Origin of the sequence: Streptomyces sp. yr375 (genome assembly GCF_900110755.1) — a bacterium.
In the GTDB taxonomy this organism is placed as follows: domain Bacteria; phylum Actinomycetota; class Actinomycetes; order Streptomycetales; family Streptomycetaceae; genus Streptomyces.
In genome coordinates, this window is record NZ_FOFF01000070.1 from 1 (window position 1) to 14,349 (window position 14,349).

Sequence of the window (14,349 nt, forward strand, 5' to 3'; positions counted from 1 at the left end):
GGCTCCGGCTCCGGCTCCGGCTCCGGCTCCGGCTCCGGCTCCGGCTCCGGCTCCGGCTCCGGCTCCGGCTCCGGCTCCGGCTCCGGCTCCGGCTCAACCGTACTCACCGATTGCGCTGCTCACTCTTCCTGCCCAGGTGCCGCCGATCAACGCCGTGGGCACCCTCATCGCCGACCCCACCGGCCCCATTCACGTCGAGCATCGCACCGCTGACCTATTGGAGACTGCCCCGGTCGCCCGGGATCAGGTTCTCTCCGACACTTCCTATGTCGCAGCAACTGAGTGGCAGGAAGCCCGTGAACGAGCAGCCAACGCACTCGTCGAATCCTCCGTTCTCCTCCTAGTAGCCCCCCGGCACCACGGCTCCACCACCTTTTCTTTTCGGTTGCTCGCTGAGGAGACCGATGAAGAAGTAGATCTCCACGTGGTCGAGACAAGCTGGAACCATCCGCTGGCCAGCAAACTCCCGGCTCAAGCAAAATCAGCCTACGTACTCGACTTGCAGGATTCGGATCGGGACCGGATCAACAGGACCTTTCTAAGTCACCTTGAGAAGTACGAGCAAACCCTCAACAAGAACGGCTCGTACCTCATCATCACCGTCACGCCAGAAATCTGGTCGCACGTTGCAGGGCAAGTACCTGCGTGGCTGAAGGTTGTACGGCTGAGCAACTACCCACGAGCTCTTGAAGTAGCGCGTAAGCACCTATCAGCTCACGGACACACCAGCTTGTTGGAGTACCTGAACGACACAACAGTGCAGGAAAACATCACAGACTGGTCTCCCGTCCGCGCTGTGCGCCTGGTCGACGAGATGATCGCGCTGAGGGGCGAGATCACTCGGGAGGCTGCGGACGAAGGGGTTGACCCTTCGAGCTACGAAGACCATTTGCAGTCTGAGATTCAGGAGCTTGCCGGGGGATGGGGGGAAATTTTGAACATCCGATTTGCCGACAGCACGAAGATCAGCACGCTACCGTCGACTGAATCAGACACTACCGTGCAGGTCCTCGACGTCGACGACCGCTGTCTATCCCTTGCCCTGGCTGTCAGGCATTCCGGACCTATGTCCCAGATCCAGGACGATGCCCAACGACTGTCCGACATCCTGGCTGGCGTGAACTCAACCAGCCTGGAGAAATCTGCCGACAAGAAAAGGTCCGTGGACCTGAAAGCGGTCCTCGCCGGGGTCGGCCTGCGCACACGTTTGAACACTATCGGCGCCGATGTGCACTACGGGGAAGCGCAGTTCGACTCGCCGAACTACGGGGAGGCCCTGCTAATCCACGTTTGGGACCAGTACCACCCGTTGCATGAACGGCTAATCCGGTGGATGGTCTCCTGCGGCGGAGAGGGCAGCACCGCCGATGATCCTGCAGTGCAGGCGATCTTGAATGTCCTCGCGCACCACCAGGACGATTCACAGCTCACGAAGGTCCGTGACGAAGCAGCCGCGCTAGATAGGCTGTCCGTCGCCACTGCTGTCCTAGTTGGAGCCGCACGAGATGAGCATCTAGGTCGGCGAGCCCGCGATTTTCTGTACGCCTGGTCTGACAATAAAACATCGGAAACCCAGCAGCTGGTGGTCGCTGCATGTCGTGAGCTAATCGAAGATCAGCCCGGTCCCGCGCTGATCCGTTTGCGTAGGGTTGCCGACAATGCCGCGAACAGTCAGGTATCCAACGACATTCTGAATGCGTTCAACGCGGCGGCAGCAAACCCCAAACTGACAGGCTGGTTCTCCAATGCGGTCTCGGAGTGGCAGTCTCAGGCCGGGAAGGCCAGCTCGCCAGCCGTGAACCTGGGTGTGCTAGCCCTCATGTCAGTTGATGAGGATGGTTTGCCATGGTTGCTGAAAGGGGCTGGTCCCAAACCTGACGTCGCCAGCGCCCTGCGCGAACTTCTTGCCGACTTGGACAACTATCCCGACGTGATCAATGCCATCATTCGCTGGCTCCGTGCGGATGACGGCAGTATTTATTACCACGTACTCGGCCTCGTCCAGGAAGCCGTCGCGGACCGGGTTGGACTGAAGGCATTGGCGCAGTTGATCAATGAGTTGGGTAAGGTCCGTGAACGAGGGGGCAGCAGCGCGGGCACTCAACTCCAAGACAGCATCGGAGCTGACCCGGACCTTGGTGTCCTCCCCCTGGGAGATCCCACTGCATGAGGTTTCCATTCCGTCGCAAACGGCCACTCGTACATACAGAGCACGTCTTCATCGAACCCAGGGCTCTGCCTAGCGCCACTAAAGGAATCTTCTTCAAAGCGGTATTTTCCGCTCGATGGATCTTGACTGACGAGGCAGATCACTACACCCCAGAATCCATGGTGATCACTGAACTCGTAAGAATGGCCACCTCAGTAACCGAGTGCTGGGATGCCCTGGATTCCAAGGGAGCCGAGGATGCCCTCAATTCGGCTCTCGGACGCCCCCGCCCAATCCATAGCTTGCCGGACTCTGAGTTGTCAGCACGGGTTCAGCTGACTCTCAGCTCTCAGGCACGTGCCGATGCCGAGCAATATCATGAGGATCGAACCAGGCTGGCGCGGCTCCGCTACCTCAAGGAACAGCTCTACAGTGATCCGGAGATGGTGCTCCTGGACCGCTTGGAACAACGGCCTGGTGACATCGAAACCTTGGACATCAAGGATTTTCAACGACTTTCGCGCAGCCTCCGAGTTGGAGGGACATGGTGGTACCCCCTGCTCGATTGCCTAGAGGCCCTCTCCAAGGAACTTCCCAGGCAGCATGGAGATCTCATCGCTATGAAGCTGTTGCTGAAGGCATTCAAGGACACGCTTCCAGAGCTCATCGATAGGCACGGGTTGCAAGATCTGGCCGACCAGCTACTGCCAGGGCCCGAACTCTCCCCCGACTCTAAGAAGGCGGCTGACTCAGCCAAGTACTGAGGCTTTCAGGTCACCCACTCACTTTGAGGGGAAGCAAAACAGGCAAATACCCTGGGCTGTTGGCAGCCAGCTCGCAGGACCAGCTTCATGGAGCTGCGATGAAAGTCGTGCCCATGCTGTGGGGCCGTCAGTGTTCCAGTGGACGGAGCGGAAGGACGTTGCTGTGCTCCGATTTGGCTACTGCTGGCGGATCCTGCTGCTGAGTGAGGACGGCGCTGGCAAGCGTAAGGCCGGTGACCTGACGGCGGAGTTCGTCGATCTCCGCCTTCTGGTTCGCGATGGTCTTCCTGAGCTTGGCGACGGTCTCGCGGAGCCTCTTCTCGGTCTCGGGCACCTGCTGGGCCTCGTTGCGGACGCGTTCGTAGAACTCGTTCTTCAGGTCTGAGTGCCGCTTCATGAGGGCCATGCGGTGGACGTCGGCTTCGACGGCCAGGGCGGTGACGGTGAGGCTGCCGTTAGAGGTGGTGGGCTGCCCGGCCAGAAGGCGGTCCATGGCCTTGCGGATGCGGATGCGCTCGTCCTGGTGCTGCTGGGTCATGTCAGAGCCTCGATGGTCTGGGCAGTGGCGTCGTGGGTTACGGCCGTCTCGCGCAGCCGGGCGGCGTTGGCCTGCAGTTTCCGGGCGATGGGTCCGGGTGCATGGTCGGCGAGCTGGTCGATCTCGTCGGCCCGTTCGCGTAGTTGGCGGGCATGGGTGTCGGTGCGGACGGTGTTGCCGCAGCCGGATTTGCAGGCGTACTGCCTCGGCGCGGTGGCGCCGGGATCGGGTTCGCAGAGCGCGTTGTCGTGCTTGAAAGCACAGATCAGGAAAGCGTCCGGGTTGTCGTAGAGGACGATTCCGTCCCGGGCCAGGAATGCGGTGGCCTTCTTCGCGAAGGTCCTGGTGACCAAGCGGCCTTCGAATCGGGGTGCTTGTCCGACGACGGTGATCGCGCGACGGGCTGCTGGTCCAGAGATCTTCTCACCGGCTGCCGTTCGGTCCCGAAGGCGGGCGGCCGTGTCGGCGGCGCCCAGGGCGGTCTCGACGTCGAGGACGCTGTGCAGGCCGCGGCGGCTGCGTGAGGCGTAGCCGCTGGAAGTGCGGGTGTCCAGGACGGTGCGCATGTGGCCGTACTGAATGGCCAGAGCGATCAGTCCGCCGGGGCGGCGGGCGACGTGCCAGGCCAGGGTGCGCCGGAACCGGGACATGCCGATCGCGCCGAACGGGTCCTCGGGGATGGCCTGATCGGGCAGCCCTTGGGCCTCGGCCTCTCGGTTCACCCAGACGACGAAGGACTCGATCCGCCGGTTCAGAGACGTGCGCCGCATCGCTCCTTGGTTCTGCTTGCCGCCGGGGCGGTGAACGTCGTGGTGGGCGGCGCTGAGGAGGAGTTCGCCCTCGGGGACCATTCGTTCCAGGACGCGGATGGCGCGGACGACTGGGGTGATCGCGACCCAGGGAACGTCGCGTACCTCGCCGGCGGAGGCGTGATTGCCGTTGTCGCCGAGGACGTTCTTAAAGTGGTGGCTGCGGATCAGGTGCCGACCCGTGGTGCCGTCGGTGGTCTGCTCGGGGTCGAGGCAGCAGCCCGAGCGCAGGGCCTGAACTTCCTGGGGGCGCATGCCTGTGAGGTAGACGATCACGATGGCGGCGGCGGTGCCCAGGTGCTGCATCAGCGTGGTGGCTTCGCCGAAGGCGATGTAGTCGCGCCAGGGGCTGCCCTCGACCTCTCCGGTGACCGGGGCATTCAGGGGGCAGGGAGCGGGGCGTTCAAGGACGAGGTCCTGGACGTTGTGCAGCTTGACGAGTCGCTCGATCTGGGCGTGGGTGGCGCCGGTGTGTGCTGCAACGTAGTCGCGGGCCAGGTAAAGCCTGCCCTTGACGTGTGCGGCGGGCAGCGGGGCACCCGATTTGACCAGCGGGAGCAGGTACTCCTTGAGTGCGGCCCGGCTCGCCGAGGTGGCGGTGTTGTTCGCCGCCACGTCCATCAGGCGGCGCTGTTCGGCCCAGGCCGCCAGGATGTCGTCAGAGAAGTCGTCGACAAACCGCAGCGCCCAGATGAGCAGCGGGCCCAAGACCTGCGGGTCGAGTGGTTCGGTCGAGTTCTCCGCCTTGTCCGTGCCATCGGCGACGGGAAGGTAGTCGTCGACGCCCTCGGCCTCCCACGGCGGGCAACTGATTCCTGCCGGGCGGGCGCTGAGCTGGTCGTACACCCACAAGTCGGTGAAGTAGCCGAAGACCATCTCGGCATGCACCCGGCTGATGCCCTCGTCCCGCCGCTCTCCCGAGTAGGCCCGCCACTGGTCCGTGGTGCAGTCCGCGAGGCGGGTGATGCCTTGCTGGTGCAGCCAACGGGCCAGCCGGAACCATTCGCAGTACTTCTGCATCATGGTCGGGGCCGAGCCCCGTCCCCGGGCCGAGAGCCCTTTGGTACGGAGGAAGGTGGGTCTCCGCTCGCCGTTGATCAAGGACCAGACCACGAGCTTCATCTCGTCCCGCAAGGGTGCCGGGCAGTTCTTCCAGTGGATCGAAATCAGGGTGGTGCCTGGATTGTCGATGAGTGGGGCCAGGGACCAGACGGAGTCGCGGTAGCGGGAGTTGGGGTGAGTGTTGCCGGAGCTGATCCACTGCGGCAGCACCACGGGGCTGTCCGGGGTGGGCGTCGGCAGGATGTATGGGTCGGCTTCGTGGGCGAGAGCGCTGGTCACGGCGCGAGGTCTCCCTTCAGCAGGAGGTGGACGAGGGCGTGGTCGTCGGTGCCGGCGCGGGCCAAGGCCGCGTCCCAGGCTGCGGCGCCGACCTTGTCGCGCAGGTCTTCAAGTCGCAGCGAGTGGTCGTGCCACCGCTTGTCCCATGTGCCGTCATCCAGCACGGAGCGAAGGCTTTCGAGCTGTTGTCGCAGGAGCGCGAGGCGAGGGTGGTGTCCGGGGTGGACGTGAGCGTTCTTGCAGGCCAGACAGAGCATGAAGTCGGCCCCACAACCGCCTTCCGGCGCGGGCCAGGGACTGGTCGACTCGTCCTCGCAGTCCACCGTGACCGTCTGTGCGTGAGCGGGGTCCGGGGCGTCGGCGAGATGCCCGCCAAAGACCGCGGCCTCAGCCTGGTCCAAGGCTTCCTCGGCGCCGTCCGCGAAGACGCTCCGTGATGCGCGCTGAACGTTCTCGTCGGGCAGGACGTAGACGCGTTCGTTGGTGTTCTGGGAATGCTGCCGGGGGTGGCCCTCTCGGGTCACCGTCGTGCGACGTACGCGCTGGAAGGGCGAGCCACCCAGGTCATGTGCCTGCTGCCAGCGCTGGGCGTCGTCGTAGGAGATGCCGAAGGACAAAGGACCCACCGGCCGCGGACGCTCCGTGTCCTGGTGCCGGTGAGCGGCCCTCGCCGGGGCGTACAGGCGCGAGACCATCAGCAGGTCGGTGCCCGGGGCCAGCCGGGCAGCCAGGTCGCGGCCGGGTGCGGTGGCCGCGAGCGCCTGCGTGATCAGCCGTCCCGGGGAGTCGGCACCGGAGTCGGTGATGTTCTCGGTGGAGAACCACCGCCCTCGGCCCGCACGGTGCTTCTCCACCTCGACCTGATAGGTGATCGAGGTCTTCTCCCCCACGGACGGGCCGGCGGTCGGAGCCGGCATCCGGTCGTAGATCTTCAGGTTCCAGGCGAACCGGTCGGTGAGAAGGACGGCCAGCGCCGTCAACTCCGTGCGCGACAGGAACAACCGGCCCCATGTGTGCTCAGGACCGGCACCGCCGAGGAGGTTGCGGTGATCCACATAAGGCTGGCCGCTCGGCAGGATGCGCCGCGGGACGTCTCCCGTACGTGCGAGATGCTCCAGAACTTCCCCGAGCCGCCAGTCCTCGCTACCTTCCTCCAACTCGCACGCCCGCCACGCGCTCAGCAGACGGGTATTACCTTCGATCCGCAGCCGCGCCACCCTGAACTGCCGCTGCGCGGTCAGCACCACACGTTTACGCTCGTCGTCCGCGTAGGACTGCTTGCTGGGCTTCGCCGCGGGGAAGCGCCGCAGCAACTCCTCCGTCACGGGCCCGCTGGCGAATCGCGGGTCCTGCTGCAGCAAGAGGCGCACCGTGCTCAGTACCGCCTTGCCGGTGACAGTACTGACGTGACGAGCGCGCCAGCGCTTGAGCACAGCCACGGTCACACCATCCAGATCCTCTGGAGTGTTCTCGAGCTCGGACAGGAACGTGGCGAAGGCCATCACCCTGGACCAGCAGGTCTTGGCGGTCTCGTGGCTGGTCCAGGCCCTTGACCGAGCCGCGTACAACCGGGCCAGCGAGCGCTGCATGGGTTCAGGAACGGGCAACTCGGAGAAATCGAACTCCTTCTGATAGCCCGCCTTGTTGATCACAGTGACCAGCAGACCGTCCGGCCTCAGCGGCGATTCGGTGCGGTGATCCGCCGGAGGCAGCCCAGCCCGGTGCCCGCGCCGGCTCACAATGCCTCCCCGAAGAGGGTGCCGATGTCCTGGATACCGGCGGACTCTCGTGCAAGCCGTGCGAAGACGTCGTCCAGATTTCCGCGTTCTTCGTCCTGCTCGTCACTGCTCTCGGCCGCGGCGAGGATCGACTCCAGCTGCAGGTGTGCGACGGGCGCCAGGTAGTGCCGCTTTGTCGTCTCCACGTCCGCGTGCCCCAGCAGCGTCTTCACCAGCCACCAGGGATCGCCGAAGAGCAACGCGAAGTCCCGTCGGTCCTTCTGCGAGAGCCCGTAGCGGTTCTCCATCAGCTCGTTCAGCACCACCAGCATGTAGAGCGCGTAGGAGTGCCGGGTGGAGTGCGGTGTCGCGTACGGGCTCTTGCCGCGTACCTCCGCCAGCCGGAATCCACGCCCCAGCTGCCGTTCCCCCGGCGTGAGCAGGACCTCTTCGCAGCGCAGGTTCGCGGATCGGAAAACGCCGTTCCAGCGGTCCGGGGCCATAGGCAGACCTTGCTCGGACAGCCACAGCCAGGCCGGTTCCGGGCCCTCTGGTCCCTCCATGAACAGCCACTGCCGCTCACGCCACCCCAGCCGGCCCAGCTCCCGCGCACCGATGGCCCCGTCCTGGTCCACCCACTCCACCATCGGTTTCAGCCCGTGCGTCACCTTTGTGACCAGCCTCATCACCGGCAGACGCTCATATCGGCCCTCCGCTTGGGCCCGCTGGACCGCCCAGGCACGCTCCGACTCGATGTACGCCTCGACCTGCCCGACCGCATCCACCGACGCGTAGAACGTTCGCCCCTTCTTCGCCCTGGTCACTTCCCCGGCGATGGCGCCATGGCAGTACCTGCCACGCCGCAGTTGCTGCGTGGGCAACTCGAACGTCAGCAGCGATCCGCCCTCCTGCCGCCGCAGCCCGGAACTGAGCAACAGCTGCACGAAAGCCGTGTTGCGCAACTCCGTCCGCGCGTCCCACCCCAGCACCGGCGCCCCGACCCTGCTGTGACCACGCAACCCGATGTCCGACCACAGAGCCCAGGTCCGCGGCGTCAGCCACGACACCCGTGCACTGACCGAATCCGCCGCCCGGTCCTCACGTCGCGACACGTCCACCGGCAACGGGCGAACCTTCCCCCACGTGAACAGCTTTGTGAACGCCGCCGCTTCCCGGTTCCACTTCGCTCCGCCGATCCGCTCCGGGTTCGCCGGTGCCTCGCATCGCCAGTTCCGGTAGTCGGCCAGATCCTGCTCGGTGGCCTTCCTCCATGGCACTCGCCGCGAAGACAGGAATTCCAACAGCAGCCGGATATCCGTCGCGTAGTTCCGCTTCGTCTCCCGCTCCAGGCTCCGGAATTCCTTCGAGCGGACGAAGTCCAGCAGGTCTGTATCCACCACCCCGCCCGGCCGTACGAACACAGGATCACCGGACCGCAGCCCGATCCGGGCCACGGCATCCGGCAGATCCCGCACCCCCAACACCCCCTCCGGCGACAGAGATCCCCACTGCCCCGGATCCGGCACCCACACCACGAACCACGACCCCATCGCACGCCTCCCTTGACGCTTGAACTCATTGAATCATCAGGGAAGCCCTGGATCTGCTGCTGACGTGGATCCGCATCCCCTTCCCGCTGCTGCGCCAGACGGCGTGGCTGCTGACGGCGGCGACGATCGCGTTCAACGGCGCGGCGGCCTGGCCCGACCCGCTGGGCACGGGCATGCACGCGGTGATCCCGATCCTGTTCGTCGTCGCGGTGGAGGCGGCGCGGCACGCGATCGGCCGGATCGCGGACATCACGGCCGACAAGCACATGGAGGGCGTGCGCATCACGCGCTGGCTGCTCTCCCCGCTGCCGACGTTCCTGCTGTGGCGGCGTATGAAGCTGTGGGAGCTGCGCTCCTACGAGCAGGTGATCAAGCTGGAGCAGGAACGTCTCGTCTACCAGGCGAGGCTGCGTTCCCGCTTCGGCCGGGCCTGGCGTCGCAAGGCCCCGGTGGAGTCCCTGATGCCCCTGCGCCTGGCCCGCTACGGCGTCCCCCTGGCGGAAACGGCCCCGGCGGGCCTGGCAGCGGCAGGCATAGAACCGGCCCTGCTGCCCCCGGCCCCGGTACAGGCACAGATACCGGCCCCGGCACCGGCCCCCCAGCAGGAGCTGGCCCCGGCCCCCGTGCAGCAGCAGCTACAGCAACAACCGCAACAACAGCCGCAGCCGCAGCCGCAGCAACAACAGCCTCCGCAGTCACAGCCGCCCGGGGACGAGCAGAACCCGTGGCTCCAGGCGCGGGACCCCCGGGCCATCGCCTACCAGGGCGGCTACGACCCGACGTACGACCCGGCGGAGCAGTACGCCGACTGGTACGCGGCCGAGCAGCACGCCGAGCAGTACGCGGACCCGTACCAGGAGGAGCCCCCCGTCCAGGAGCCGTCCCCGGAGGAGACGGGCTCCTTCCCCATCCCGGTGGGCCCGAACCGCAGCCGTGAGCTGGGCGAGGGCGGCGGCACGCCGGTCGTGGAGCCGGACGAAGAGGCGTACTACCAGATCTTCAAGCAGTCGTCGATGAGCGGCAGCGGCTACCCGACGCCGAGCCAGTTCAGCTACGACGTCGAGGCGACGTACGGCACGCCCGTCCCGGACGCGGAGGCCAAGCGCATGGTGATGCGCTTCCAGAACCGCCACGCGGCGGAACTGGAAGAGGACCACATCGCGTAACCGCGGCGGCTACTCGCCGAGCAGGCCCCGCACCCGCTCCTGCCCCACCGCGAGCAGCAGCGTGGGCAGCCGCGGACCGGTGTCACGGCCGACGAGCAGGTGGTAGAGGAGCGCGAAGAACGTCCGCTGGGCGGTCTTGATCTCCGGCGGGAGTTCCTTGGGCGTGGCGTCGGCCGGGAATCCGGCCTGCACCTTGGGAACGCCGTAGACGAGGTGCGTGAGACCGTCCAGCGACCAGTGGTCGGCGAGGCCGTCGCGCAGGAGCCGCAGGGACTGCTGGGCGGCCTCGTCGAGGGACTTCAGCAGTTCGGCGTCCGGCTCCTGGCGCACGATGGTGCGCTGGTCGGCGGGGACCTGGGTGTTGATCCACGCCTCGGCCTTGTCGTAGCGCGGCCGGGCCTCGTCGAGCGAGCGCAGCGGGTTCTCGGGGTCGAGCTCGCCGAGGATGCGCAGCGCCTGCTCCTGCTCGCCGGCGGTGATGTCGGCGATGGAGGCGAGCGTCCGGTACGGCAGCGGCGTCGCCGTACGCGGCAGGTCGCCGCCGGCCGTGCCCACGGCACGCGCGTGCGCGGCGACGTCGGCCGGAAGGGCGGAGCCGTCGGCGACCTTGGCGTCGAGCTTGTCCCACTCGTCGTAGAGCCGCTGGATCTCCTGGTCGAAGGCGATCTTGAAGGACTGGTTGGGGCGGCGGCGGGCGTAGAGCCAGCGCAGGAGCTGCGGCTCCATGATCTTCAGCGCGTCGCCCGGGGTGGGCACCCCGCCCTTGGACGACGACATCTTGGCCATGCCGCTGATGCCGACGAACGCGTACATCGGCCCGATGGGCTGCGTGCCGCCGAAGATCCCGACGATCTGCCCGCCGACCTGGAAGGAGGAGCCCGGCGACGAGTGGTCGACACCGCTCGGCTCGAAGACGACGCCCTCGTACGCCCAGCGCATCGGCCAGTCGACCTTCCAGACCAGCTTGCCGCGGTCGAACTCGTTCAGCCGGACGGTCTCACCGAAGCCGCAGGCGGTGCACGTGTACGACAGCTCGGTGGTGTCGTCGTCGTAGGAGGTGACGGTGGTGAGGTCCTTCTCGCAGTTGCCGCAGAACGGCTTGTACGGGAAGTACCCCACGGACCCGGCGCCGGCCGCGGCGCTGCCGTCGTCCTCACCGGCCGCCCCCGACCCCTCGGCGGCCTCCAACTCGGCCTCGTCGAGCGGCTTCTGCTGGTTCTGCTTGGCCGGGGCCTTCTTCGTCCGGTACTGGTCGAGGATCGCGTCGATGTCGGCGCGGTGCGCGACCGCGTGCAGCACCTGCTCCCGGTACACCCCGGAGGTGTACTGCGCGGTCTGGCTGACCCCGTCGAACTCGACGCCCAGCTCGGCGAGCGCCTCGACCATGGCGGCCTTGAAGTGCTCGGCCCAGCTCGGGTACGCCGACCCGGGCGGGGCCGGGACCGAGGTCAGCGGCTTGCCGATGTGCTCGGCCCACGACTCGTCGACCCCGGCGAGACCGGCCGGCACCTTGCGGAAGCGGTCGTAGTCGTCCCAGGAGATCAGGTGCCGGACCTGGTGGCCGCGGCGGCGCAGCTCGTCGGCGACGAAGTGCGGGGTCATGACCTCGCGCAGGTTGCCGAGGTGGATCGGCCCGGAGGGGGACAGCCCGGACGCGACGACCAAGGGTTTACCCGGGGCTCGGCGCGCCGACTCCTCGATGACCTCATCCGCGAAACGGGAGACCCAGTCGGTGGTTTCGGTGCTCTGAGCCACGATCGGCACGTCCTCTTGTTCTCAGTCGTTCTGAAGGCTGCTGCTCGCTGAAGCCGCTGCGCTCGCTGACGGCCCCATTCTCCCAGACCGCGACGCGCCCGGGAAAACGGCTTTACCCCCCATGGGATACTGGGCGGGTCTATCCATCCCCACCAGGAGAACGGCACCCACTCCCATGGCCCCGGTCACGTCCCTCACCGCTTCGGTCCACCAGCGACTCGCGACGGCCCTCTCGGCAGCCCTGCCGGAGGCCGGCCCCGCCGACCCGCTGCTGCGCCGTAGCGACCGGGCCGACTTCCAGGCCAACGGCATCCTCGCCCTCGCGAAGAAGGCGAAGGCGAACCCGCGCGAGCTGGCGACGCAGGTCGTGTCGCACGTCGTGACCGGTGACGTGATCAAGGAGATCGAGGTCTCGGGCCCCGGCTTCCTGAACGTGACGATCACCGACCGGGCGATCACCGAGAACCTGGCCGCGCGGTACGCGGACACAGGCCGCCTCGGCGTGCCCCACGCCGCCCACCCCGGCACCACGGTCATCGACTACGCCCAGCCGAACGTGGCGAAGGAAATGCACGTCGGTCACCTCAGGTCGGCGGTCATCGGCGACGCGGTGGTGCAGATCCTGGAGTTCACGGGCGAGACGGTCGTACGCCGCCACCACATCGGCGACTGGGGCACCCAGTTCGGCATGCTCATCCAGTACCTGGACGAGCACCCGCACGAGCTGGACCACAAGGCGTCGGAAGGCGTCAGCGGCGAGGAGGCGATGTCGAACCTCGACCGCCTCTACAAGACCGCGCGCAAACTGTTCGACGGGGACGAGGAGTTCAAGACCCGGGCCCGCCGCCGGGTGGTCGACCTCCAGGCCGGCGACCCGCACACGCTCGCGATCTGGCAGAAGTTCGTCGACGAGTCGAAGATCTACTTCTTCTCCGTCTTCGAGAAGCTGGACATGGAGATCCGGGACGAGGACATCGTCGGCGAGTCGGGGTACAACGACATGCTGGCGCAGACCTGCCGCCTCCTGGAGGAGTCGGGCGTCGCCGTGCGCTCCGAGGGCGCGCTCTGCGTCTTCTTCGACGACGTCAAGGGCCCGGACGGCAACCCGGTCCCGCTGATCGTCCAGAAGTCGGACGGCGGCTACGGCTACGCGGCGACCGACCTGTCGGCGATCCGCGACCGCGTCTTCGCCCTCAAGGCGAACACCCTGCTCTACGTCGTGGACGCCCGTCAGTCGCTGCACTTCAAGATGGTCTTCGAGACGGCGCGCAGGGCGGGCTGGCTCAACGAGGACGTCAAGGCGCACCAGTTGGCGTTCGGCACGGTCCTGGGCAAGGACGGCAAGCCGTTCAAGACCCGTGAGGGCGAGACGGTGAAGCTGGTCGACCTCCTCGACGAGGCGGTGGACCGGGCGACGGCCGTCGTCGGCGAGAAGCGCGACAAGGTGGGCCTGACCGACGAGGAGGTCGTCGAGAACGGCCGGTACGTGGGCATCGGCGCGGTGAAGTACGCCGACCTGTCGACGTCCGCCGTCCGCGACTACAAGTTCGACCTGGACCAGATGGTCTCGCTGAACGGCGACACCTCGGTCTACCTCCAGTACGCGTACGCCCGTATCCAGTCGATCCTGCGCAAGGCGGGCGAGGCCCGCCCGACCGCCCACCCGGAGCTGGAACTGGCCCCGGCGGAGCGGGCGTTGGGCCTGCACCTGGACCAGTTCGGCGAGCTGCTCGCGGAGGTCGCCGCGGGGTACGAACCGCACAAGCTGGCCGCGTACCTCTACCAGTTGGCCTCGCAGCTGACGACGTTCTACGACCAGTGCCACGTGCTGTCCCCCGACAACGCACCGGAGGTCGTCGAGAACCGCCTCTTCCTGGTCGACCTGACGGGCCGCACGCTCCACCTGGGCATGGCCCTGCTGGGCATCCGCACCCCCGACAAGCTCTGACCCGTCCCGCAGCTCGACACACCGTGGCCCCGCCCTCCCCCGAGGGACGGGGTCACGGTCGTTCATCGATGTGGACGTCAGGCGGCGAACCGCTTGAACGCGGCGCGGGTGCCCGACCCGGCGTCGCCGTCGATCGCACCGGTGTAGCCGTAGCCGGACTTCAGGAGCCGCTGGAGCGCCTTGATCGTGTTGGGGCCGGGGTCGCCGTCGATCGAGTCGGTGTAGCCCCAGTAGGTCTTGAGGCAGCGCTGGAACGCCTTCCAGCTATTGGTGCCCAACTGGCCGTCGATGTCGTCGGTGTAGCTCCAGTACTGCGCCAGCCACCGCTGCACGTTCTTCGCCTCGGCGCTGGTCAGGCCGAAGTTCTGCGTCGCCAGCAGGGAGGCGGACTGCCCGCTCACCGCCGACTGCGCGGCCGGCGTGGACGCCGCGAAGCTGGTGCCCGCGGTCGCCAGGGATCCGGCGGCGAGTCCGGCGACGGCGGTGAGTCCGACGAGGGTCCTGAGCAGGACGTTCGGTCGCATGCGTGCCTCTTTCCGGTCGTGGGTCGGCACCTGGCCCGTTCGCCGGGCCGGTGACGACACCACGATGCGGCCGGCCCCGCCGGGCCC

The 14,349-nt window shown here is 66.9% G+C and carries 9 protein-coding genes and 1 pseudogene; 4 read left to right on the forward strand and 6 right to left on the reverse strand.

The window, feature by feature from the left end; all coding sequences use genetic code 11:
- The first annotated feature begins 136 nt into the window (after positions 1 to 136).
- Positions 137 to 2,170: a hypothetical protein gene (locus BMZ82_RS40450; protein WP_177244852.1), complete on the forward strand. Its 2,034-nt coding sequence runs from the start codon at positions 137 to 139 to the stop codon at positions 2,168 to 2,170.
- A 122-nt stretch (positions 2,171 to 2,292) separates the two neighbouring features.
- The gene (locus BMZ82_RS40455) at positions 2,293 to 2,913 is read left to right on the forward strand and encodes a hypothetical protein (RefSeq protein ID WP_143098988.1); all 621 of its coding nucleotides are present in this window, start codon (positions 2,293 to 2,295) and stop codon (positions 2,911 to 2,913) included.
- A gap of 127 nt (positions 2,914 to 3,040) precedes the next feature.
- Here BMZ82_RS40455 and BMZ82_RS37045 read toward each other — a convergent pair whose 3' ends face one another.
- The 4 genes from BMZ82_RS37045 to BMZ82_RS37060 all read right to left on the reverse strand — a co-directional run bounded on the left by BMZ82_RS37045 (position 3,041) and on the right by BMZ82_RS37060 (position 8,869).
- Complete coding sequence (locus BMZ82_RS37045) at positions 3,041 to 3,451, reverse strand: kinetochore Spc7 family protein (RefSeq protein WP_093781796.1); 411 nt, start codon at positions 3,449 to 3,451, stop codon at positions 3,041 to 3,043.
- Positions 3,448 to 5,601, reverse strand: coding sequence for an integrase (locus tag BMZ82_RS37050; RefSeq protein WP_093781797.1), 2,154 nt, complete (start codon positions 5,599 to 5,601; stop codon positions 3,448 to 3,450). The genes BMZ82_RS37045 and BMZ82_RS37050 overlap by 4 nt, the downstream gene beginning before the upstream one ends.
- On the reverse strand, positions 5,598 to 7,253 hold the full coding sequence (locus tag BMZ82_RS37055) for a hypothetical protein (protein ID WP_256252312.1): 1,656 nt from the start codon (positions 7,251 to 7,253) through the stop codon (positions 5,598 to 5,600). The genes BMZ82_RS37050 and BMZ82_RS37055 overlap by 4 nt, the downstream gene beginning before the upstream one ends.
- Positions 7,254 to 7,336: 83 nt before the next feature.
- A complete protein-coding gene (locus BMZ82_RS37060; RefSeq protein WP_177244853.1) occupies positions 7,337 to 8,869 on the reverse strand; it encodes a site-specific integrase in 1,533 nt (510 codons plus the stop codon).
- A 44-nt stretch (positions 8,870 to 8,913) separates the two neighbouring features.
- Between BMZ82_RS37060 and BMZ82_RS37065 the strand changes: the two are divergent.
- Positions 8,914 to 10,035: pseudogene (locus BMZ82_RS37065) on the forward strand (DUF2637 domain-containing protein); the annotation flags it as partial.
- Positions 10,036 to 10,044: 9 nt separating this feature from the next.
- Here BMZ82_RS37065 and lysS read toward each other — a convergent pair.
- Positions 10,045 to 11,799: a lysine--tRNA ligase gene (gene lysS, locus BMZ82_RS37070; protein WP_093781800.1), complete on the reverse strand. Its 1,755-nt coding sequence runs from the start codon at positions 11,797 to 11,799 to the stop codon at positions 10,045 to 10,047.
- Positions 11,800 to 11,965: 166 nt separating this feature from the next.
- Here lysS and argS point away from each other — a divergent pair, with 166 nt between their 5' ends.
- Positions 11,966 to 13,738 (forward strand): arginine--tRNA ligase, encoded by a 1,773-nt coding sequence (argS, locus tag BMZ82_RS37075; RefSeq protein ID WP_093781801.1) that lies wholly within the window; start codon positions 11,966 to 11,968, stop codon positions 13,736 to 13,738.
- Between the two features lie 77 nt (positions 13,739 to 13,815).
- On the opposite strand, the gene BMZ82_RS37080 is transcribed toward argS, so the two are convergent.
- Positions 13,816 to 14,262: a peptidoglycan-binding domain-containing protein gene (locus tag BMZ82_RS37080; RefSeq protein ID WP_093781802.1), complete on the reverse strand. Its 447-nt coding sequence runs from the start codon at positions 14,260 to 14,262 to the stop codon at positions 13,816 to 13,818.
- Positions 14,263 to 14,349: the final 87 nt, after the last annotated feature.